Source organism: Bradyrhizobium sp. AZCC 2230, from assembly GCF_036924495.1.
Classification (GTDB): domain Bacteria; phylum Pseudomonadota; class Alphaproteobacteria; order Rhizobiales; family Xanthobacteraceae; genus Bradyrhizobium; species Bradyrhizobium rifense.
The window spans coordinates 6010322-6032585 of sequence record NZ_JAZHRS010000001.1; the positions used below are offsets into that span (position 1 = coordinate 6010322).

Sequence of the window (22264 nt, forward strand, 5' to 3'; positions counted from 1 at the left end):
GTGACAATGTCCGAGACCAGCTATCTGCGCGACAAGACCGCGCTGCTTTTCCGTCCAACGAAAACGCATGCGAACACACCAGCCGCCATCACCGCTGCGGAATCTGATCGGGATACGATCGACAATGACAGGCGCAAGCTGCTGATCGGCGCCGCCATCGGGTTTGCTGCCGCGAGTACCGCGAGCCTCCTTTCGGGAGGTCCGGCGCCGGCCGCCACCGGCGGCGAGATCCGTCCATTCCACATCGATATTCCCGAGGCGGATCTTGTCGACCTTCGCCGGCGTCTGGCGGCGACCCGTTGGTCGGACAAGGAGACGGTGACCGACGATTCCCAGGGTGTGCCGCAGGCGATGCTCCGGGATCTCGTCCGTTACTGGCAAACCGATTACGACTGGCGGAAGGTCGAGGCGCGGCTGAACGCGCTGCCGCAGTTCATCACCGAGATCGACGGTCTCGACATCCACTTCATCCATGTTCGCTCCCGGCATCAAAACGCCCTGCCGATGATCGTGACCCATGGCTGGCCCGGCTCGGTCATCGAGCAGATGAAGATCGTCGATCCCCTGACCAACCCGACGGCGCATGGCGGCAGCGCGGATGATGCCTTCCACCTCGTGATCCCCTCGATGCCTGGTTATGGATTCTCGGGCAAGCCGACCACGACCGGCTGGGATCCGCAGAGGATCGCACGCGCCTGGGTCGTGCTGATGAAGCGTCTCGGCTACGAGAAGTTCGTCGCACAGGGCGGCGATTGGGGCTCGCCCGTCTCGAACGAGATGGCCAAGCTCGGCGCCCCGGAATTGATCGGCATCCACGTCAATCTGCCCGGCGTCGTTCCGCCGGAGATTCTCAAGGCCGTGGCGTCGGGCGAGCCTGCCCCGGCCAATCTGTCGGATGAGGAGAAGGACGCCTTCGCCCAGCTCATGGTTCAATTCACGAAACGCCGCGCCTACGCGCAGATCATGGGCACGCGCCCGCAAACGCTCGCAGCCCTGACAGATTCGCCGGCCGGTCTTGCGGCCTGGCTGCTCGACCACGGCGACGGTTATGCCCAGCCGGCCTCGGCGATGCAGGCCGCGGTGCTCGGGCGCGCGATCAACGGGTATTCAGCAGGCGCGCTGACACGCGACGACGTGCTGGACAACATCACGCTGTATTGGCTGACCAACAGCGCGATCTCTTCGGCGCGGCTGTACTGGGAGAACAAGACCAATCTCTATCTGCCGGCGAATGTCGAGATACCGGCCGCCGTCACCGCGTTTCCCGCCGAGAGTTTCGTGGCACCGCGGAGCTGGGCCGAGAAGGCTTATCACAAGCTGATCTACTTCCATCAGGCCGAGGCCGGCGGACATTTCGCGGCGTGGGAGCAGCCCGGGATTTTCAGCAGGGAGGTTCGCGACGCGTTCCGGCCTCTCCGAAGCCCAAGTTGAAGACACCGGCGCGCACCGGGCCGCCCTCATGCAGGGAGACCATCCTCTATTGCAGAACCTTCGGCATCACGACGACGACATCGACCTGTCGCTTCAACACGCGCGCTGCGACACCGGCGATATAGATCGAATAGCCGTCCTCGATGTCGGAGGCGATCTCCTCGTCCTTGGCGAAGGCATAGAGCATCGTGCCGTCGAGCTTGTCGAAGCGGATGCCTGCAAAGAGGCGATCGAATGTCTCGGCGCCGACGGCACCTGCCATCAACGCCTGTATCGCCTGGTCCTGGACGAGTGTGAGCTGCATCATGCCGGTGAGATATGGAAACGCCGCGCGAATACAAGGTGCGGACGATCAGGACGAACGTAACAGCCTTTGTATGAGCGGATGCTGAACGCGCGTCCCGGCATGATCGTGCCTGGTTGGACTAACCCGGCTCCTGGGTGCCCTCGCCACTTGGCTTGTGTCCATCCGGCCCGCGGTCGAACAGACCGTAATGGCTGGAGCGGCTGCCGTCGGCCTGGACCGGCTCGGCGGCGAGTCCGAGTTTCAGCAATTCTCGAACCGCTGCCGCCCTGGTCGGCATGCGGTGCTCGAACCGAAAATCGTCAACGAGCGAAAGCTCTTCCGGGGTGAGCATGATTTGAAGACGTTCTCCGCGGAGGTCCTGCATGGCCTTTCTCGCTGCAGTGGGAGGGATGGCGGATTAGTAGGTTACTCAATCTACTCATTTCGCTAAAGTTCCACAAACCCCCTGAAAGAGGGATTGTGAGTAAAATACTTCCATAAAAACAATGAGTTACATCGCATTCGGAGTAGGCTATGGTCGTGGCGGGCAGGGAGTTTGGAAAGCTCCCGATGCAGAAGCGACGACGGTTTAGACAAGTCCAATCCCTGGAAGAGCGCTTGGCCGCAGAGGCAAAGCGTTTGCGCGCGGACGCGGAATCCTTGCCGTTCGGCCTGGAGCGGGAGGCTCTGTTGCGGAAGGCCCGACAGGCCGAAACCGGTTCGCATATGAGCGAATGGCTGACCTCGCCCGGTCCGCGGACGCCGGAGTAGCGCTTGCCCTTCCTCGTCAAAGTCGGATCGCTGACGGTCGTCGCGCGCAGCGCGTCGGACGTCCTGAACACGGTCGAGAAGCTTCTCGGCGACGACGGCTCGCTGGAGCCGGTCGTCTCAACCTTCGAAGGTCCGATGATCGATCTCGAGCACCTTCGCGGGCTGGTCGGCGATCCCGACGAGTCCTGATCGCACGCTCGCGTGCGCTTACGCCGCGGCCGCCTGCTTCGACAGCAATTGCTTCAGCTTCGCCGCCGGCACCGCCGGGCTGAACAGCCAGCCTTGCATCTGGCTGCATCCGAGCTGCCGCAGCACCTCGCGCTGGGCCTCGGTCTCGACGCCTTCGGCCGTCGTTGCCATGTGACGCGCGGCGGCCATATGCACCACGGCCTGGACGATCGGCGAGGAATCTTCGGACTGGCCGATATCGCTGATGAAGCTGCGGTCGATCTTGATCTTGTCGAACGGGAAGCGGTGCAGGTAGCTCAGCGACGAATAGCCAGTGCCGAAATCGTCGAGCGCGATGCGCACGCCGAGCTCGCGCAGCTGCTGCAGGATGGTCAGCGCCTCCGAATCGTCGCGGATCAGCACGGTTTCGGTGATCTCGAGCTCGAGCCGTCCGGGCGCGAGGCCTGACTCGGCCAGCGCGGCGGCGACCTTCAGCGCCAGCGTCTTGGACCGGAACTGCACCGGCGAGACGTTGACCGCGATGTGGATGTCGCCGGGCCAGGAGGCGGCTTCCGTGCAGGCCTGCCTCAGCACCCATTCGCCGATCTCGCTGATCAGGCCGGTGTCCTCAGCGACCGGAATGAAGTCGGCGGGCGAGACCATGCCGCGCTCCGGATGATGCCAGCGCAGCAGCGCCTCGCAGCCGGTGACGACATTGGCGGAGAGATCGACCAGCGGCTGGTAGTGCACCTCGAATTCGCTGCGGGCGAGCGCCTGGCGCAGATCGAGCTCGAGCTGGCGGCGCAGCGTGGCCTTGGCGTCGTATTCCGGCACGAAGATGCGGAAGGTGCCGCGTCCCTCGGATTTCGCGGCATACATCGCCAGATCGGCGCGCTTGAGCAGATCGTCGAGATTGTCGCCGTGATCGGGCGCGATCGCGATGCCGATGCTGGCGTCGCTCGCAATCTCCTGGCCCTTGCAGTCCACCGGCGTGCGCAGCGACGTCAGGATCTGTTCGGCGAGCGCACTCAGCTCGGCCTGATCGCAGGTGCCGGCCTTGATGATCGCGAACTCGTCGCCGCCGAGCCGCGCCACCAGATCGTTGCCGCTGACGCAGGCGCGCAGGCGGTTGGCGACCTGGCGCAGCAACTCGTCGCCGACCTCGTGGCCGAGCGAATCGTTGACGCCCTTGAATTCATCGACGTCGATATAGAGGATCGCAAACGGCTTGCCTTGGGCAAGCTCCGCCACGCGCCGCTCCAGATGGCCGCGCATCAACACGCGGTTGGGCAGGTCGGTCAGCGCGTCGTAATGCGCCATATGCGCGATGCGCTCGTCGGCGCGGATGCGCTCGGTGACGTCGTCATGGGTGGCGAGCCAGCCGCCGGCCGCGCCGGGCTGGTTCTTGATCTCGATCAGGCGGCCGTCGGAGGTCTCGACGATGTTGCTCTGGATGCGTCCGACGCTGTTCAGGATGTCGTCGCAATAGGAATCGACGTCGCCGTCGAACGAGCCGGTGTCGGCGCGATGCTGGATCACGTCGCGGAAATAGGCGCCGGGCTTCACCACCGCGGCCGAGAGCCCATACATGTCGATGTAGCGGCGATTGCAGACGATGAGCCGCTCGTCCTGGTCGAACATGAGCAGGCCCTGCGTCATCGTGTTCATCGCGGTATCGAGCCGCTGCTTCTCCAGCGAGACGCGGCGCGTCACCTGGCGGAAGATCAGGAACAGCGTCAGCACGAGCAGGCCGATCGACAGCACGGCTACAGTGACGAAGAATTTGGTCTGGGTGCGCCAGGTGGCGAGCGTCGCGTCCAGCGATTTGGTGGCGACCACGACCAGCGGCTCGCCGGTGAGGAGGCGCGAGGCGACGATGCGGTCCTTGCCGTCGATCGGGCTTGCGAGCTGCGTCGTGACGGAGGTGCGTTCGAACACGGCCCTCTGCTCGGGCGAGCCGGTGCGGTAGTTCTGCCCGATCATGTCGTCGACATGGGGAATGCGCGCGAGCAGCTGGCCGTTCTGGTGGTGCATGGCGATCGAGGACTCTTCGCCGAGCCCTGTCGAAGCAAAGTACGATTCGAGCTGCTCCGGCGTGATTGCCCGCGTGACCATGCCGAGGAATTCGCCATGCAGGCCGGACACGCGGCGCGCGATCACGATCGCCGGGCCATTGCCGAGCCGGCCGGGCACGACCTCGATCTCTTCCTGTGCGATCGGATCGTTCTTGAGCCGGTTGAAATAGCCGCGGTCGGCGACGGAGACGTCGGGGACGGGCCAACGCCGCGACGAGTTGATCAGCACGCCATTGGAATCGAACACGTTGGCGCCGGCGATGTCGGACCAGCCGCTCGCCTTCGCGCGCAGCTCTTCGTGCATGGCGAGCGTACTCATCTCGCTGCGGAAGACGTCCGGGGAAGCGATGCCATGACTTTCGAGTTCCGCGATGACGCTCTTCTGGAACACCGCGAAATCCGCGAATTCGCGGTCGAAATGACGGGCGAGCAGCCGGACTGCGCTCTCGAGGTTGTCGCGGCCACTCTCGATGGCGCTCTGGCGGAAGCGATCGACGGTGAGCCCGGTGCCGATGGCGGTTGCCGCCATCAGCACGAAGCCGCCGACGATCAGCCACGTCAGCGGCGCGCCCCGCCATTGGCGAAGCAGCGCGCGCAGTCGCGCGGTCCATCGGATTGAAGCGCCCATCCCGTCCTCCCGTGGGATGCAAGATGCAGCAAAACCGACAAGACCCCGTTACCAGTAAGGGTTAGGGAAATGTGAATCGGAGCGGAATCAGGGGGTTGGTTCCCCGGCCGACAGGCGATGAAACGTCACCGCTTGATCTCCCAGTTCAGCGCTTCCGCGTTGCCCTTGGCGAACATCGCCGGCACGTCGAACTTGCCGGTCTTGAGGTCATAGCGACATTTCCAGTCGGCCAGCCCCTTCACGGCGACGTTCTTCGGGTGTTTGTCCATTTCGCCCGACAGCGAGATCAGGAGGTAGCGATTGTTGGGCCAGTCGACGCCGAGCCAGCGATAAGCATCCTCGGTGCCTTTCATCAGATTGGCCGAGATGTGGTAGTCGAGCTTCATGTTCTTCGTATCGGGCCGGCTGTGAAAATAGTCCCAGGCCAGATCGCTGAGCGACTTCCTGGTGGCGCTGGCGAAGGCGCCGTTCTCGACATGGTAGAGAAACAGATCCTGCTCGCCCGAGCCGGTCTTCTGCATCCGCACCAGCCATTGCGAGTCGCTGGTGAAGCGGAAGCCGGCGCCATAGCCCTGCTCCGGCTTCAGCTCGGTCATCTGGTCGCCGCGCCGGGCCCAGACCTGCCATTTGACGTCGAAATCCCCGCCGTCCTTCATGTACTGCTCGAGCCTGGTGGCGCCGTCGGGCGAGGTGAAGGCGAGATCGGCATTGTCGGTGAGGACGAAACCCGCCGGCGGGCCGGAGGCGGCGAGCGCGGGGGCGGCGGCGAGCGTCAGGGCAAGCACCAGCCATGGCGCGGCGCGATGAAATGCGGTCACGAGGAAAGTCCTTAAAAAAATGCGGCAGTGCGGCCTCGTCCATTTGACGCGGAGGGGGGTAACTCGGTTCATCCCATTGACCGTCTTGCTGCCGCAGCCAAAACGGCGCAATTTGCCGGGGCTGATTTGCGACCTGAGGTTTGAGGACTGATGATCACCGCATCCAAGGCCTTCATTGCATTCTGTCTGCTCGCGGTGGCCGGCACCGTGCTGGTGATCGGCCCGACCGAGCTGCGCCGTCTGCTGCCGGGCGGGACAAGCACCGAGGTCGCGGTCGTCGCCAAGCCTGGGAGCAAGCCGGAGGTGAAGGCCGAGGCCAAGACCGAGAAGGCCGAAGAACCGAAGCTCGCTGCGGTTGCACCACCGGCGCCGTCCGCCTCGCCGGCGCCGGCCGAAGCGCCGAAGGCGGGCGCGCTCGCCGAGACCCAGAAGCAGGTCGCGGCGCTGGCCGATATCGCGCCGGCCAAGCCGCAGCCATCCGTTGCGGACACCGGTCCCCGCTTCGACGTCGCCCGCGTCGACGACCATGGCGAGGCCGCGGTGATCGCCGGCCAGGCCGCGCCGGGTTCGAAGGTCGAACTGCTGCGTGATGGCCAGCCGCTCGACAGCGTGGTTGCCGATGCCTCGGGCCAGTTCGTGATGACCCCGCCAAAGCTTCCCGCCGGCAGCTATGAGCTGACGCTGCGCGCCAAGGCGCCCGACGGCACCGTCACGCAATCCGGCCGTACCATGCCGGTGACGGTGGCCGAAGTCCCGCCGCCGCCTGCGCGCGTCGCAGCGTCGCCGAAGCAGGAAGCAAAGCCTGACGACAAATCCGACGTCGTCGCGTCCCTGCCGGCACCGCGCCTGGCCTCGGCGCCGGATCGGTCCGCAGCTCGGCCGCGCATGATGGGCACGCCCAAGCCCAGGTCCATGGCGAGGATGCCTGGGGCGGGTGCGACGGTCGCTTCCGCCTCGCCCGCGGACGTCCTCAACACGACACCGGCGGAGGCCGGCGGCAGCCGGGTGGTCTCCCGTGGCGACAGCCTCTGGGCGCTCAGCCGTCTCGCTTACGGCGACGGGGCCCGTTACGCGGTGATCTTCAACGCCAACCGGGAAAAAATCCGCAATCCCAATTTGATCTATCCCGGGCAGACTGTTGTCATGCCGCAAAAGGCGCAGTGAGGCTTGCTTCGCCTCTCCCGCTTGCGGGAGAGGCCGACGCGCCCCGGGCGATGCGAAGCATCGTCCCGCGCGCGGCGGGTGAGGGCTCTCGCCACGCAGGGACGTCCTCCGCAATTCTCAACAATCCCGACGCGGAGACACCCCCACCCCAGCCCTCCCCCGCAAGCGGGAGAGGGAGCCCAGTGCCGATGCCGCCGCATCCGTGCACACCATATGCGATTGCCCTGCCTGAAGCGGGGCGAGGTAAAGGCGCCGCGATGATGCCCCACCACTCTGCGACGCTTTGACCGTCTCGCCGCGGAACATTTGGTTCCCCTGCGCGTCTTCTTCCTGCGACGCGATGCGCGCTTGGCGCTGGAGGAGGGCCAAGAAGTGATCGGCTCGGTGGTCATGTCGAGATCACGCCTGGGACTGGCGCTTACCGGCGCTGTCCTGGTGCTTCTGACAGTGCTGTTGCCGAATACGGCCGAAGCGCAGTTCGGGCTACGCGGCGGGCCGCTCGGTGTTGCGCGCTTCGCGGTCGGCCACGTGATCGGTCTGTCGCGATTGCGCCACGCGCGGATGGCGGTGCGAAGCGGCCGCACCCGTGACGCCGCGTTGAGATCGCAGGACCCTCGCGGTGCCGAGCGGGGCCAAGCCGCCAATCCCTACGTGATGCGTGCCGCGCTCACGGCAGGTGCTGCGCTGTCAGGCTGGCACGGCGGCCGGCGGCCGCAGGGCTGGTGGCGTCATCCCGACGGCAGCTATGGCTGGATCGGTCCCGTGTTCTGGCCGTTCGCGCATGACGATCTCACCACCGCAATCGTCTTCGGCGATACGACCAGCCTCTCGCTCTATGGCTATGGCGATATCTATGCGGCGATCTTCGCGCCCTATGCGGCGCCGGAGCTCGCCGCCTACACCGCGCCGCAGGGACGTCGTGCGCGACGCGTCCCGTCGGTGGAAGCGGTCTGCAATGGCAGCGACACCGGCGGCTTGCCGGTCGACCGCATCGCCGCCACGGTGCAGCCGAACGAGATGCAGCGCACCGCGCTCGACGATCTCAGCGCCGCCTGGGCCTCGTCGCGCGATACCATCCGCGCCGCGTGCCCGGCGCGCGCGCCAATGACGGCGCCAGAGCGCCTCGGCGTGATGCGGGCCCGGCTTGATGCCATGATCAAGGCGACGGACGCGCTGACGGCGCCGCTCGCCAAATTCGTCGACCTTCTCGATGACGGCCAGAAAGCAAGGCTCGATTCGCTGGCCAACGAACGCCGCGCTGCGCTGGCGTCGGCTCTGCACAAGGACGCGCAGGCCGCCTCAGCCTGCGATCCGAACAACGATCCCCGCTACGATGTGCAGGCCCAGCGCCAGTATGAGCAGCTTGTGCAGCAGCAATGGCCGGCCGCCGACATCTCATCCATGCTCAAGCTCGACGACACCGGTCGCGCCCGGCTCGACGTGCTCCAGGACACCACGCTGCGCACCATGGAGACGCTGAGTCCCTGTCCGTCGAAATCGGCAGCAACGCCGCAGGCCCGCCTCGCCGCCGTGAAGGTACGGCTCGAGAGGATGCAGCAGGCGGCGAGCGGTGTCGGCGATGCGCTCGATGATTTCGAAGCGGACCTGAGCGACGAGCAGAAGGCCGCCTTCGAGGCGATCGGACCGAAGCGCGGGATGTGAGCGGCCCGCTCTCTCTTCGTTCCCTCCCTCTTGCCGGGCAGGGTAAAGGCGGCGAACCTCTTTGCTGTCGTAGCGACTAAATCAACAGGCGGCATCGCGCCGCCTGCGCTGTGGCATTTCTCATCCGGTCAGCCCATGGCCCGCCGCAATCGCTTCTGCTATCGATTGAAGCCTTCTTGCGATCAACCGGGATGACCGATGCGTTCATTGCCTGCGCGTTCCTTTTCCCAGATCTTCGTTGCCCTCGCCGGACTGGCGCTGGTCTCCGCCCAGCCCGTGCGCGCTGCCGATGACGACGCGCCCAAGGGGCCGGCGGTCACGGTGCTGAAGGCGGCAAAATCCTGCTTCTCCGACATCGTCGAGGCCACCGGCTCGATCATCGCGCGCGAGGAAACCTCGGTGCGGCCCGAGCGTCCGGGGCTGAAAGTGACGGAGGTGCTGGCCGAAGCCGGCGAGACCACGACGGCCGGCCAGGTGATGGCACGGCTGGCGTTGCCCGAAGGCGGCACGCTGCAGGTCACCGCTCCCGTCGCCGGCGTCATCGCCACCTCGACCGCACAGATCGGCAACCTCGCCTCGGCCAAGGGCGAGGCGCTGTTCACCATCGTGGCGCGCAGCGAATACGACCTCGTCGCCCTCGTCGCGACCAGCGATATCAGGAAGCTCGCGATCAATCAGCCGGCCACCGTGCGCATTGCCGGCGCCGGCGATCTCGACGGCAAGGTGCGCCGCATCGGTCCGACCGTCGAGCCGAACATCCAGCAGGGCATGGTCTATATCGGGATCTCGTCGCAGAAGCGGCTGCTGCTGAATGCGAGCGGTCGTGCGCTGATCAAGTCCGGACAGAGCTGCAACGTCGCGGTGCCGCTGACGTCGGTGCAATATTCATCCGCCGGCACCGTGGTGCAGGTGATCCGCCGCAATCGCGTCGAGACCAAGCGCGTCGAGACCGGGTTGATGTCGGGCGGCAATATCGAGGTACGCGACGGCCTCAACGAAGGCGATATCGTCGTCGCCCGCGCCGGCGCGCTGCTCCGCGAAGGCGATCCCGTGCGCCCGGTGATGGCGAGCGAAGCGGCGAAGTAGCGGTCCCTGTGTCCCGGACGCGCTGCAGCGTGCAACGCTGCTGCGCAGAGCCGGGACCCATCTCTCACCGAACGAGAAGCTCAAAACAATGGGCCCCGGCTCAGCGTCGCATCATTGCATGATGCGCCGCGTCCGGGGCACGAGACTTCGCGAGAAAAACTAGCCGCCGGCCTGGTCGAAATGCACATCCTCGAGCAGCGAGGACGAAACCGTCGGGACCTGGTCGCCTTCGGAGGCGCGGGAGATGGCGACGCGGGTCTTGTTGAAGACGCTTTCGGCGCTGCCCTGCGCATTGAGATTGGTGAGGAGCTCGCTGACCAGCGTCGAGTGCTCACCCTTGCCGTCGTCGACGACCTTGCCGGGCGAGGCCGAGGAGAGGATCAGCGCATTGTCGGGCGTGCCGATCGGCGCGAGACCATGCGAATAGGAGCGGAAGCGGCGCTCATAGGGATTGCGGCGGGACGCATCGACGACGACGAGCTTGGCCTTGGCGCCCTGCTCCTTCATCATGTTGAGCACGCCCTCGATCGAGATGCCCTGGCGGCGGACGTCGCTTTCCTTCCAGATCACGGCATCGACCGGCAGCATGTAGCTCTCGCGGCCGGCCTGCACGCCGTAGCCGCCGAAGAACAGCATGACGACGGTGTCGTGCTTGATGCGGGACTTCAGGCGGTTGACGGCGCGGACCATGTCATCCTTGCTCGCGTCCTCCACCATGTCGACGTCAAAACCGTTCTTGCGCAGCGACGAGGACAGCGCGCGCGCGTCGTTGATCGACTGCGTCAGCGGCGCGGTCGCGTCGGGATAATGACCATTGCCGATGACGAGCGCGAGACGCGAGGTCTGGCCCAGCGAGCCCGTGACCTGGTCGGTCGAGACGGCCTTGGCAGCGTCGAGCGCGCGCATGTTGAGGGCAGCATGGGCGCCGATCGCCAGCGACACCGTGCCGATGAGGGCGGCGACGAGCGCAATCGAGCGTCGGGAAATGTCGAGCTGCCTAACATTCATCTCGCTTCATTCCTGTCACTGCCAAAGACCGGCCAAGCGCGCGCACACTGTTTGAGTAGCGCGATGGCCGCTTTAGGTTTGAGGGATTGGCCGGGGAGTGCCCCCGAATTGCGCGCAATTTGCGGCACCGCACCAAACAAACTCTTAACCGGATATCGCCGGCCCGGCAATAGATCGCTCCAAATTTGAGCTAAGCCTCGGAATATGTTGGTTAATTCCCCTGTCCAGATCTCCGCCTTTTTCGCTCCCCCGTAGCCTTCCGGGGTTCGATCATGCAGCCCTTGTGCCGGGTTTTTCCGTGACCTCAGTCACATTTGAATTTCCTGCGAATCCGGGTAGCTTTTTCAAAGACTTGCGGGGGTGGGTCACCGACCTGGTCCCCGGATAAGTCCCCCGCGCCCAGGTATTTCATGAGCTTTCATTATTTCGCAGGAGCCACGTGCCGGGCACTGACGGCGCGGAAAGACGGCCCCTCCCTTTATGACGTCTGCGATCCCGTATTGTCGGGCCAGGCCAGCGGCGATCCGCATCTGGCGAAATTCTACAAGACCGCGCTCGGCAATCCCGCGCTGCGGGTGCTGTTGTGCCGCGCCGGCTTGAGCGAGCTGCGCGACGAGGCCAGGCTGACCCGGGTGCGCGAAGCTTTGGTCCGCGCCCGCGACGATGCCGAACCCGACTGGGCGGCGGTCGGCCAACCCATCGCCGATCTCGTCGACACCATCGCGCTCGATCATCCGAAACCGCCGCCGGCCAGGTTCGTCGGCACGATGCCGGCACAATCGCAGATCGACGGCGTGATCCGCGATTGCGCGCAGCATCTGCTCGGCTCGTACCGCAAGAACGGCTTCCTGCCGACCTATGCCGCCTTCAACCTGATCGGCGATCCCGATTTTCGCGGGCGCGAGCTGATCATGGCGCTCACCGGGCTGAACGCGCGCGGCTACAAGAATTCGTCACTGCTGTTCAACCTCGCGCGCGTCTTCATCGCGCGCTCGCCGGCGCGCGCGGTGGTCAATCCGCCCTGGCGCGGGATTGCCGAGCCGATGTGGGAGCCGGTGCAGATCCGCCACCGCTCGGCCTATTACGACGCGTTCTTCATCGAAGCACTGCTCAGCTATGTCGAGACCGGGCTCGCTACGCCGGCCGACAAAACCGCAGCCGAGCGCGCCATCGCCGACATGGTCGATTTTTGCGTCAATATCAGCCGCGAGGAGGTCGAGGGCATCGGCGGTCAGCGCTTCAACGTCATCACCGCGCTGGCGCCGCCGCCGCATCCGCGCTTTTCGCGCTATTTCGCGCAGATCAAGCAGGACCTCGGCTTCGGCGTCTACGTGCCCGACTGCGACACGACGGCCTGCTCGATTTCCGCGGCGACGCAGGCCGGCTGCACCGATGCGATCATCGATCAGCCGCTGCTGGATTTCTACAGCGGCTATCAGGTGCATGCCGGTGTCAACGAGCCGCGCGTGACGGTGCCGCTCAACGACAATATCGACTACGACGGCGGGGTTGCGACCTGGATCGATAATCTCAAGGGCGAGCGGCCCTACGGCAACGATCTCGATCCGACGCTCAATCTCGACATTCTCGAGGTGAGCTTTCGCAACCTGGCGCGCTGGAAGATTCTGGAGACGCCGGCGCGGCTCGCAACCGTGCATCGCATCATCGGCTTCCAGAAGCGGCTGGCCGCGAGCGGCGCCTTCGCCAATCCGCGCTCGCACATCTATTATCTGCCGGAGCTCTACAGCGCCTATTTCGGCCGCTGCTATGCGGCCTTCCTGGCGCTGCCGCTGGCAGCACAGGCCGCGATCGATCCCGACGGCGATTTCGATGTCATCCGCCATCGCGTGCTGTCCTACGTCAAGGGCGAGCTGATGGCCGCGGAGATGAACGTGTTCGACGCGGCACTGGCGCTGATCGCGCTCGGCCATCTCGGCGCCGACCCGCGCGCCTTTGCACCCGCACTGAACGTGATCGTCGATGCCATCGGCGAAGGCGGCCGCCGCGGCCCGTTCCGCGCCTATGAATGGAACAAGATGAAGACCCCGACGCGGATTTTGGTCGGCGGCCCGGAGGTGACGTCGGCGTTCGTGTTGATGGGACTGGCGGTGGCGAAGCGGGCGATGGCGGGGCGGTGAGGTCGCATGCCCCGAACACGATCTCGTAGGGTGGGCAAAGGCGCGCTTCGCGCCGTGCCCACCATCTCCTTATGGTGGGCACGCTGCGCTTTGCCCACCCTACGAGACCTCCCTCGCAATGACGGGAAGTTGAAAGCCTGTCCGTTAGGCATATGCTGGCCGCATGGCCCAAAGCCGACCACAATTGCGCGGCTTATCAAGGTGTTCCCAAGACAATGCGGACAACAATGCGGACCGGCATGTTGCGAAAATTCCTGATTGCGCTGTCTCTGCTCGCGCTCCCGTCGCTGGCGCAGGCGGCCGACATCACCGGCACCGCCAAGGTCCGCGATGGCGATTCCGTTGTGATCGGCAGCACGCGGATCCGGCTCGGCGGCATCGACGCGCCGTCGGGCGACCAGCTCTGCCTCAACAACAAGTCCGAGCGCTGGACTTGCGGTGCGGCCGCGCGCGACGAGCTCGCCAAATACACCGAAGGCAAGAGCTGGGTCTGCCATACCCGCGCGATCGACCGGCGCGGCCGCACCGTGGCGCGCTGCGAGGTCGGCGGCGAGGACATCCAGAAATGGCTGGTGCGCAGCGGCTGGGCGCTGTCCTACACCCGCGTCTCCCACGATTACGATGCCGACGAGGCCGCCGCGCGTGAGGCCAAGGCCGGCATGTGGCAGGGCGCCTTCATCGCGCCCTGGGACTGGCGCGTGCGCAACAAGAAGACGACGATTTTGGGCGCCACCAAGCCGCCCGAAGGCGCCCATTCGGTGCTGCTCGCCTCGGCCTCGGGACCGGTCGCGCCCTCGCCGGACTGCACCATCAAGGGCAACGTCAATACCGCCGGCGAGTGCATCTATCACACCCCGACCAGCCGCTGGTACACCCAGATCAAGATGAAGATCAGCAAGGGCACCCGCTGGTTCTGCTCGGTCGAGGAGGCCGAGGCCGCCGGATGCCGCGAGACCAAGCGATAAGAGCCCCAGACCTGCGTTTTGCGCGCTTTTCTTGCAGGCCGCTGGCGCGTAGAAAGCGTAACGAAGCAACCCACCAGACCGTCTTCACGACACAAGGAAGTTAGCAATGACCGTTCGCGCGGGCCGGGAATTTCTGGCCATCCCCGGGCCCACCAATATGCCCGACGCGGTGCTGCAGGCGATGCATCGTCCGGCGATCGACATCTACTCCAAGGAGATGCTCGACCTGACTGAAAGCCTGCTCCGCGACATCTCTGCTCTGTTCGCGACCAAGGGCAAATCCTACATCTACATCGCCAACGGCCACGGCGCCTGGGAAGCCGCGCTGAGCAACGTGCTGTCGCGCGGCGACAAGGTGCTGGTGCTGGAGAGCGGACGGTTTGCGATCGGCTGGGGCAATGCGGCCGCGCTGATGGGCGCCGAGGTCGAGGTGCTCAAGGGCGACTGGCGCCGTGCGGTGCGCCCGCACGAGGTCGAGGAGCGGCTGCGCCGCGACACCGAGCACAAGATCAAGGCCGTCGTCGTCGTCCAGATCGATACCGCCTCGGGCGTGCAGAACGACATCGAGGCAATCGGCAAGGCGATCAAGGCCGCCGGCCATCCCGCACTGTACATGGTCGACACCGTCGCCTCGCTCGGCTGCATGCCGTTCGAGATGGACAAATGGGGCGTCGACGTCGCGATGTCCGGCTCGCAAAAGGGCCTGATGACACCGCCCGGTCTTGGCTTCGTAGCTGCCGGCGCGCGCGCGCAGGAAGTCAACAAGACAGCGAACATGGCGACGCCCTATTGGAGCTGGCGCGAGCGCGAGGGCACCGAGAATTATCGCAAATATGCCGGCACGGCGCCGGTGCATCTGCTGTTCGCGCTGCGCCAGGCCATCGACCTCATTCACGAGGAAGGGCTCGAGAACGCGTTCCGCCGCCACGCCCTGCTCGGCGAGGCCACGCGCCGCGCCGTCGGTGCATGGACGGAGGGCCAGGTGCTCGGCTTCAACGTTGCCGAACCGCACGAGCGCTCCAACACCGTGACCACGGTGACGATGACCACCGGCCACGATCCCGCAGTGCTGCAGCGCTATTGCAAGGAGAAGTGCGGCGTCGTGCTCGGCACCGGCATCGGCGATCTCTCGGGACAGGCGTTCCGCATCGCCCATATGGGCCATGTCAACGCGCCGATGCTGCTCGGCACGCTGGGGGTGATCGAGGTCAGCCTCAACGCGCTGAAGATCCCGCACGGCAAGGGCGGGCTCGAGGCGGCGGTGGCGTATCTCGGCGAGCAGGTGGCGGCGTGAGGCGCAGCTGCGCGCCACACACTCAGTGTCGTCCCGGCGAAAGCCGGGACCCATACCGCGTGATCTATCGGTTGCCCGCGGTGAATGTATCGCGGGAAGTCCTCTTAACTGCGAGTCTTCGCCAAACCACTCCCTGTGGTTGATGGTGTGGACGGCCCCCTACGGCATCAGTGTGCCAGAATGAGGTTGTCAGAAACTCATTCACAGGAGCCGTCCGTGAACCAGATTATCCGCATTGGGATGGATACGTCGAAGTATATTTTTCAGCTGCATGGCGTTGATGCGTCTGAGCAGGTCGTGTTGCGCAAGCGGCTTAGCCGCAAGGCGATGCTGGATTTCTTTGCCAAGCTGCCGCCGACGGTGGTGGTGATCGAGGCCTGCGGGGCGGCTCATCACCTGGCGCGAGAGCTTGGCAAGCTGGGACACACGGTCAAGCTGATCGCACCGCAGCTGGTGAAGCCCTATATACCGCGCAACAAGAACGACGGGCGCGATGCGGACGGGCTGTGCGAGGCCGCAAGCCGGCCGCGGATGCGGTATGTGCCGGTGAAGACGGCCGAGCAGCAGGCCGCGCTGATGCTGCTGGGCGTCCGAGAGCAATTGGTCGCACGTCGCACGCAACTCTCCAACATGATCCGCGGGCATGCGGCGGAGTTCGGTCTGATCGCGGCCAAGGGGCTGGACAAGCTCGCCGCGTTCCTGACAGCGATCGGGCAGGACAAAGGCGTGCCGGCGCTGGCCCGGGAGCTGTTTGCAATGCTTGCCCGCCAATATGAGCAGGTGCAGGGCGAGCTGAAGGCCATCGAGGCTAAGCTTCTCTCCTGGCACCGTGCCGATGCCATGAGCCGGCGCCTGGCGCAGATCCCGGGGATTGGTCCGGTCACCGCCGCAGCGCTGGTGATGAAGGCGCCCGATCCACATGCCTTCCGCTCGGGGCGGCTGTTTGCCGCCTGGCTCGGCCTGACCCCAAAGGACCATTCCACCGCGGGAAAGACCAGGCTCGGCAAGATAACCCGTGCAGGCGATGAGACCTTGCGTCAGCTGCTGGTGGTTGGAGCAACCTCGGTGGTCAAGATAGCCAAATCGAAAGCTCGTGGGCCGAGCTGGCTGATCGAGCTTTTGAAGCGCAAGACACCGAAGCTGGCGGCGGTGGCGCTAGCCAACAAGATGGCCCGCATCGCCTGGAAGCTGATGACGACGGGAGAACACTACGACAGCGCGCGGCGTGAGGCGCGAACCGAGGCCCAAACGGCCGCCGCCGTGTGATCGAGAGATTCGGCCGGCCGGCGGGTTAGCCCACCGGCCGAACCGGAGCTGCAAGAGCAGAGGAGATGGTGCGATCGATCGTTCGAGATGCGAGTAAATCCGTGGGACCCATTGGCCGAACAAGGTCGCGTGGTTGATTGGAACTCGTGTCGCGAAAACCATCTTGGCCAGCGGTCCTCCGACAAGCCGCATCAATAGGCCGGACATATGGATGCAAGCGATCCGATCAAACATCACAAAGCTCTTGTGCCACGGGGGCCGTCCACATATGGGTCCCGGCTTTCGCCGGGACGACGGCGGAGGATGAGGCGGCCACAGCGGTTCTCATCCCATCAGCCTTCTTTAAATCCCCCACATTCGATCTGATATAGAGGCCAGACACTCCGCCTATATCGAGGATCGATTTGCCCAAATCCGCCAGCACGACCCCGACCGCTCCCGTCGCTCCGCGCCGGCCGCATTCCTTCACCTATCACGGCATCACCGTCACCGATGACTATGCCTGGCTGAAGGACGCGAAATGGCAGGAGGTGCTGCGCGAGCCCAAAGTGCTCGATCCCGACATCCGCAAATATCTGGATGAAGAGAACGGCTACACCGAGAGCCTGCTCGGCCACACCGCGAGCCTGCAGAAGACGCTGGTGCGCGAGATGCGCGCCCGCATCAAGGAAGATGATTCCAGCGTGCCGTCGCCGGACGGACCGTTCGCGTATTTCCGCAAATTCCGCGAGGGTGGCCAGCACGAGCTGTTCGGCCGCATGCCGCGTGACGGCGGCGAGGGCCATATCGTGCTCGACGGCGATGCGCTCGCAAAAGACCACAAATATTTCAAGTTCGGCGGCAGCCGGCACTCGGACGATCACAGACTGCAGGCCTGGAGCGCCGACACCAAGGGCTCGGAATATTTCACGATCCGCATCCGCGACTGGGCTACGGCTAAAGACCTCGACGACGTCGTCGAGGAGACCGACGGCGGCGTGGTCTGGAGCAAGGATGCAAAATCCTTCTTCTATGTGAAGCTCGATGACAATCACCGGCCGATGCAGGTGTGGCGGCACAGGCTCGGCACCAAACAGGCCGACGATACGCTGGTCTACGAGGAGCCGGACTCCGGCTGGTTCACCCATCTGCATGAGAGCACCAGTGGCCGCTTCTGCGTGATCGCCGGTGGCGACCACGAAACCTCCGAGCAGCGGCTGATCGATCTCACCCATCCCGAAGCGCCGCCGCGTCTGGTCGCAGCGCGCGAGGAGGGCGTGCAATATTCGCTGGCCGATCGCGGCGACGAGCTCTTCATCCTCACCAATGCCGACGACGCCATCGACTTCAAGATCGTCACCGCGCCGCTGAGCCAGCCCGAGCGGAAGAACTGGCGCGACCTGATCCCCTATCGTCCCGGCATCTACATCATCGACCTCGATCTCTATGCCGGCCATCTGGTGCGGCTGGAGCGCGCCAACGCGCTGCCGGCGATCGTGATCCGCGATCTCGCAACCAAGGAAGAGCACGCGATCGCCTTCGACGAGGCCGCCTATTCGCTCGACACGATGGGCTCCTACGAATTCGACACGCCGAATTTGCGCTTCGCCTATTCGTCGATGACGACGCCGTCGGAAGTCTACGACTACGACATGGCCAAGCGCACGCGCACCTTGCGCAAGCGCCAGGAGATCCCGTCCGGCCACAATGCGGCCGACTACGTCACCACGCGCATCATGGCGAAAGCCCGTGACGGCGCCGAGGTGCCGGTCTCGATCCTCTATCGCCGCGGACTAAAACTCGACGGCGCTGCGCCGCTGCTGCTCTATGGCTACGGCTCCTACGGCATGGCGATGCCGGCCTCGTTCAACGCCAACCGCCTGTCGCTGGTCGATCGCGGCTTCGTCTACGCCATCGCCCATATCCGCGGCGGCGCCGACAAGGGCTGGGGCTGGTATCTCGACGGCAAGCGCGAGAAGAAGACCAATTCGTTCGACGATTTCGCCGCCAGCGCCAGCGCGCTGATCGATGCGAAATACACCAGCGCCAAACGCATCGTCGGCCATGGCGGTTCGGCCGGCGGCATGCTGATGGGCGCGGTGGCGAACCGCGCGGGCGAATTATTCGCCGGCATCGTGGCCGAAGTGCCGTTCGTCGACGTGCTCAACACCATGCTCGACGATACGCTGCCGCTGACGCCGCCGGAGTGGCCGGAATGGGGCAACCCGATCGCGAGCGAAAAGGATTTTCGCACCATCCTGTCCTACTCGCCTTACGACAATGTCGCGGCCAAGGACTATCCGGCGATTTTGGCGATGGGCGGGCTTACTGATCCTCGAGTCACTTACTGGGAGCCCGCCAAATGGATCGCCCGCCTGCGCGCGACCATGACGGGCGGCGGTCCAGTCCTGCTCCGCACCAACATGGGCGCCGGCCACGGCGGCGCGTCGGGGCGCTTCGACCGACTCGACGAAGTCGCGATCGTTTATGCGTTTGCGCTATGGGCGACAGGGATGGCGGAGGCGGGGGTGTGATTTTCTCCCTCTCCCCGTTCTTACGGGGAGAGGGTCGGGGTGAGGGGCTGTATCCGCGTAAACGGCGCGAGTCAGGCTCGCGGAGAGTCCCCCTCACCCGGAATTCAAGCTGCGCTTGAATTCCGGCCTCTCCCCGCAAGCGGGGCGAGGCGAAGAAACTACCTGCCGTTCTTCTTTCGCCATTCCGCGAAGTCGGTGAGCGTCTGCGGATCGGTCGCGGGATACAGGCCAAAGATGCCGCGGCCCTTGCCGACCTCCTCGGTGACGAAATCCTCGAACGCGGTCATCTCGAAGGTTTCGTTCGCGATCTCATCGGCCAGATGCGCGGGGATCACGATGACGCCGTCGGCATCACCCAGAATGATGTCGCCTGGAAACACCGGCGCATCGCCGCAGCCGATGGGAACGTTGATCTCGATCGCCTGATGCAGCGTCAAATTGGTCGGCGCTGAAGGGCGATGATGGTAGGCGGGAATGCCGAGCTTCGCGATCTCGGCGGAATCGCGAAAGCCGCCGTCGGTGACGACGCCGGCGACACCGCGCTTCATCAACCGCGTCACCAGGATCGCGCCGGCCGAGGCCGCGCGCGCGTCCTTGCGGCTGTCCATCACAAGCACGCTGCCTGCCGGACAATCCTCGACCGCCTTGCGCTGCGGATGGGAGTGATCCCTGAAGACGTCGATGGTGTTGAGATCCTCGCGCGCCGGCATATAGCGCAGCGTGAAGGCCTCGCCGACCATGGTCGGCTGGTCGGCGCCCAAGGGGTGCACATCCTGGATCATCTGGATGCGCAGGCCGCGCTTGAACAGCGCGGTCGCGACGGTGGCGGTGGAGACGGATTTGAGCTTGTGGCGAGTGGCTTCGCTGAGTTTGGTCATTGTGTTCTCTCTCGTCATTCCGGGGCGCGCGTAGCGCGAACTACGGTGCGCAATTGCGCACCTGAGAATCCATTGGGCCGCAAGCGCTGTGGTGAAATGGGTTCCGGGCTCGATGCTGCGCATCGCCCCGGAACGACAGTGTCAGTAAATCGACGGCTCGCCGATCGGCGCGCCGAAATCGGTCTCGAGGAAATCGAAGTCGCAGCCGTCGTTGGCCTGCTTGATGTGCTTGGTGAACATCCAGCCGTAGCCACGCTCGAAGCGGCGCTCGGGCTGCTTCCAGGCGGCGCGGCGCTTGTTGAGCTCGGCCTCGGGCACATCGAGATTGATGGTGCGTGCGGCGACATCGAGCGTGATGCGGTCACCGTTCTGCACCAGCGCCAGCGGGCCGCCGATATAGGACTCCGGTGAAACGTGCAGGATGCAGGCGCCGTAGCTGGTGCCGCTCATGCGCGCGTCCGAGATGCGCACCATGTCGCGCACGCCCTGCTTCACCAGCTTTGTCGGGATCGGCAGCATGCCCCATTCCGGCATGCCCGGTCCGCCCTGCGGGCCCGCATTGCGCAGAATGAGGATGTGGTCTTCGGTGACATCCAAATTGGGATCGTCCACCGCCTTCTTCATCGACGGATAGTCGCCGAACACCAGCGCAGGCCCGGTGTGCTTGAGGAAACGTGGCGCGCAGGCGGACGGCTTGATGACGCAGCCGTCGGGCGCGAGATTGCCCTTGAGCACGGCGAGCGCGCCCTCCTTGTAGATGGGATTGTCCACGCCGCGGATGACATCGGCATTGTGCACCTCGGCACCGTCGATGTTCTCGCCAAGGGTCTTGCCGCTCACCGTGATGCAGTCGAGATGCAGATGCGGCTTGATCTGGCCCATCAGCGCCGGCAGGCCGCCGGCATAGAAGAAATCTTCCATCAGATAGGCATCGCCGCTCGGGCGGACATTCGCGATCACGGGTACCTTGCGGCTCGCGATCTCGAAATCGTCAAGCCCGATGTCCTGGCCGGCGCGGCGGGCCTGCGCGATCAGATGGATGATCGCGTTGGTCGAGCAGCCCATCGCCATCGCGACCGCAATCGCATTCTCGAAGGCTTTTCGGGTCTGAATCGTCTTCGGCGTCAGATCCTCCCAGACCATGTCGACGATGCGGCGGCCGCATTCGGAGGCCATGCGGATGTGGTTGGCGTCGGCGGCGGGAATCGAGGAAGCGCCTGGCAGCGTCATGCCGATCGCTTCGGCGATCGCCGTCATGGTCGAGGCCGTGCCCATGGTCATGCAGGTGCCGTAGCTGCGGGCGATGCCGGCCTCGATGTCGAGCCAGTCCTTGTCGGAGATTTTCCCGGCGCGCCGCTCGTCCCAGTATTTCCAACCGTCCGAGCCGGAGCCGAGCGTCTTGCCCTTCCAGTTGCCGCGCAGCATCGGGCCCGCCGGCAGATAGATCGCCGGAATGTTCATCGATGTCGCACCCAGCAGCAGCGCCGGCGTGGTCTTGTCGCAGCCGCCCATCAGCACCACACCGTCAACCGGATGGCTGCGCAGCAGCTCCTCGGCTTCCATCGCAAGGAGATTGCGATAGAGCATCGTGGTCGGCTTCAGCAGCGACTCCGACAGCGACAGCGCCGGCAATTCCACCGGCAGGCCGCCAGCCATCAGGATGCCGCGCTTGACGTCGTCGACGCGCGACTTGAAGTGCATGTGACAGGGCTGCGCTTCCGACCAGGTGTTGATGATCGCGATGCACGGCCGATCCTTCCACTCTTCCGGGGCGTAGCCCATCTGCATGGCGCGGGAGCGGTGGCCGAACGAGCGGAGATCGTCGGGCGCGAACCAGCGCGCGCTGCGGAGCTGGTCGGGTGTTTTCTTCTTCTTGGTCACTTTCCTTCTCCGTCAGGGAATTCGCGCTGCTCTTCTCACGGGACGTCCATCCACCGCAAGGCACCGGATAATCAGTCACGCGAGCGGCTGGTATGCACGGGGGCGTGCGTACATCAAGGTGCAGTGCAATATCCGGTCCGCCAACCCCGGGGGGAGATCCGAAGTGCTTGCAGCCCAGGCACGATCCGCGCAACAATTTCGCATTTGATGCTTTGATTTGGGTCGCAGGGAA

18 protein-coding genes are annotated in these 22264 nt (G+C 65.0%); 11 read left to right on the plus strand and 7 right to left on the minus strand.

The window, feature by feature from the left end; translation table 11 throughout:
• The first annotated feature begins 6 nt into the window (after positions 1-6).
• Positions 7-1431, plus strand: a complete 1425-nt coding sequence (locus tag V1280_RS28780) for an epoxide hydrolase family protein (RefSeq protein ID WP_334532147.1) — start codon at positions 7-9, stop codon at positions 1429-1431.
• Positions 1432-1477: 46 nt separating this feature from the next.
• Here V1280_RS28780 and V1280_RS28785 read toward each other — a convergent pair whose 3' ends face one another.
• Complete coding sequence (locus V1280_RS28785; protein ID WP_187437604.1) at positions 1478-1738, minus strand: hypothetical protein; 261 nt, start codon at positions 1736-1738, stop codon at positions 1478-1480.
• 118 nt (positions 1739-1856) lie between these two features.
• Positions 1857-2102: a hypothetical protein gene (locus V1280_RS28790; RefSeq protein ID WP_334532150.1), complete on the minus strand. Its 246-nt coding sequence runs from the start codon at positions 2100-2102 to the stop codon at positions 1857-1859.
• Between the two features lie 185 nt (positions 2103-2287).
• Here V1280_RS28790 and V1280_RS28795 point away from each other — a divergent pair, with 185 nt between their 5' ends.
• Entirely contained in the window at positions 2288-2488 is a 201-nt protein-coding gene (locus V1280_RS28795; protein WP_334538443.1) for a hypothetical protein, read from the plus strand.
• A gap of 3 nt (positions 2489-2491) precedes the next feature.
• Positions 2492-2677 (plus strand): hypothetical protein, encoded by a 186-nt coding sequence (locus V1280_RS28800; RefSeq protein WP_334532153.1) that lies wholly within the window; start codon positions 2492-2494, stop codon positions 2675-2677.
• An 18-nt stretch (positions 2678-2695) separates the two neighbouring features.
• On the opposite strand, the gene V1280_RS28805 is transcribed toward V1280_RS28800, so the two are convergent.
• Together V1280_RS28805 and V1280_RS28810 are read right to left on the minus strand one after the other, a co-directional pair.
• Positions 2696-5359, minus strand: coding sequence for a bifunctional diguanylate cyclase/phosphodiesterase (locus V1280_RS28805; RefSeq protein ID WP_334532156.1), 2664 nt, complete (start codon positions 5357-5359; stop codon positions 2696-2698).
• A 125-nt stretch (positions 5360-5484) separates the two neighbouring features.
• Complete coding sequence (locus V1280_RS28810; RefSeq protein WP_334532159.1) at positions 5485-6177, minus strand: hypothetical protein; 693 nt, start codon at positions 6175-6177, stop codon at positions 5485-5487.
• Between the two features lie 150 nt (positions 6178-6327).
• Between V1280_RS28810 and V1280_RS28815 the strand changes: the two genes are divergently transcribed.
• From V1280_RS28815 to V1280_RS28825, 3 genes are all read left to right on the plus strand, one after another.
• Positions 6328-7341 (plus strand): LysM peptidoglycan-binding domain-containing protein, encoded by a 1014-nt coding sequence (locus tag V1280_RS28815; RefSeq protein WP_334532162.1) that lies wholly within the window; start codon positions 6328-6330, stop codon positions 7339-7341.
• Positions 7342-7731: 390 nt separating this feature from the next.
• Positions 7732-9003, plus strand: coding sequence for a Spy/CpxP family protein refolding chaperone (locus tag V1280_RS28820; protein WP_334532165.1), 1272 nt, complete (start codon positions 7732-7734; stop codon positions 9001-9003).
• A 198-nt stretch (positions 9004-9201) separates the two neighbouring features.
• The gene (locus tag V1280_RS28825; protein WP_334532168.1) at positions 9202-10089 is read left to right on the plus strand and encodes an efflux RND transporter periplasmic adaptor subunit; all 888 of its coding nucleotides are present in this window, start codon (positions 9202-9204) and stop codon (positions 10087-10089) included.
• Positions 10090-10248: 159 nt separating this feature from the next.
• Here the strand turns inward: V1280_RS28825 and V1280_RS28830 are convergent, their stop codons facing one another.
• Complete coding sequence (locus V1280_RS28830; protein WP_334532171.1) at positions 10249-11097, minus strand: caspase family protein; 849 nt, start codon at positions 11095-11097, stop codon at positions 10249-10251.
• Positions 11098-11507: 410 nt separating this feature from the next.
• Between V1280_RS28830 and V1280_RS28835 the strand changes: the two genes are divergently transcribed.
• From V1280_RS28835 to V1280_RS28855, 5 genes are all read left to right on the plus strand, one after another.
• Positions 11508-13235 (plus strand): hypothetical protein, encoded by a 1728-nt coding sequence (locus V1280_RS28835; protein WP_334532174.1) that lies wholly within the window; start codon positions 11508-11510, stop codon positions 13233-13235.
• Positions 13236-13474: 239 nt separating this feature from the next.
• Positions 13475-14200, plus strand: a complete 726-nt coding sequence (locus V1280_RS28840) for a thermonuclease family protein (protein ID WP_334532177.1) — start codon at positions 13475-13477, stop codon at positions 14198-14200.
• A gap of 106 nt (positions 14201-14306) precedes the next feature.
• Entirely contained in the window at positions 14307-15494 is a 1188-nt protein-coding gene (locus V1280_RS28845; RefSeq protein WP_334532180.1) for a pyridoxal-phosphate-dependent aminotransferase family protein, read from the plus strand.
• Between the two features lie 216 nt (positions 15495-15710).
• A complete protein-coding gene (locus V1280_RS28850) occupies positions 15711-16760 on the plus strand; it encodes an IS110 family transposase (protein ID WP_334520477.1) in 1050 nt (349 codons plus the stop codon).
• A 404-nt stretch (positions 16761-17164) separates the two neighbouring features.
• A complete protein-coding gene (locus tag V1280_RS28855; protein WP_334532183.1) occupies positions 17165-19273 on the plus strand; it encodes a S9 family peptidase in 2109 nt (702 codons plus the stop codon).
• 158 nt (positions 19274-19431) lie between these two features.
• Here the strand turns inward: V1280_RS28855 and V1280_RS28860 are convergent, their stop codons facing one another.
• A complete protein-coding gene (locus V1280_RS28860; RefSeq protein WP_334532186.1) occupies positions 19432-20151 on the minus strand; it encodes a ribonuclease activity regulator RraA in 720 nt (239 codons plus the stop codon).
• A 141-nt stretch (positions 20152-20292) separates the two neighbouring features.
• Entirely contained in the window at positions 20293-22032 is a 1740-nt protein-coding gene (araD, locus tag V1280_RS28865; protein WP_334532189.1) for an L-arabinonate dehydratase, read from the minus strand.
• Positions 22033-22264 lie beyond the last annotated feature (232 nt).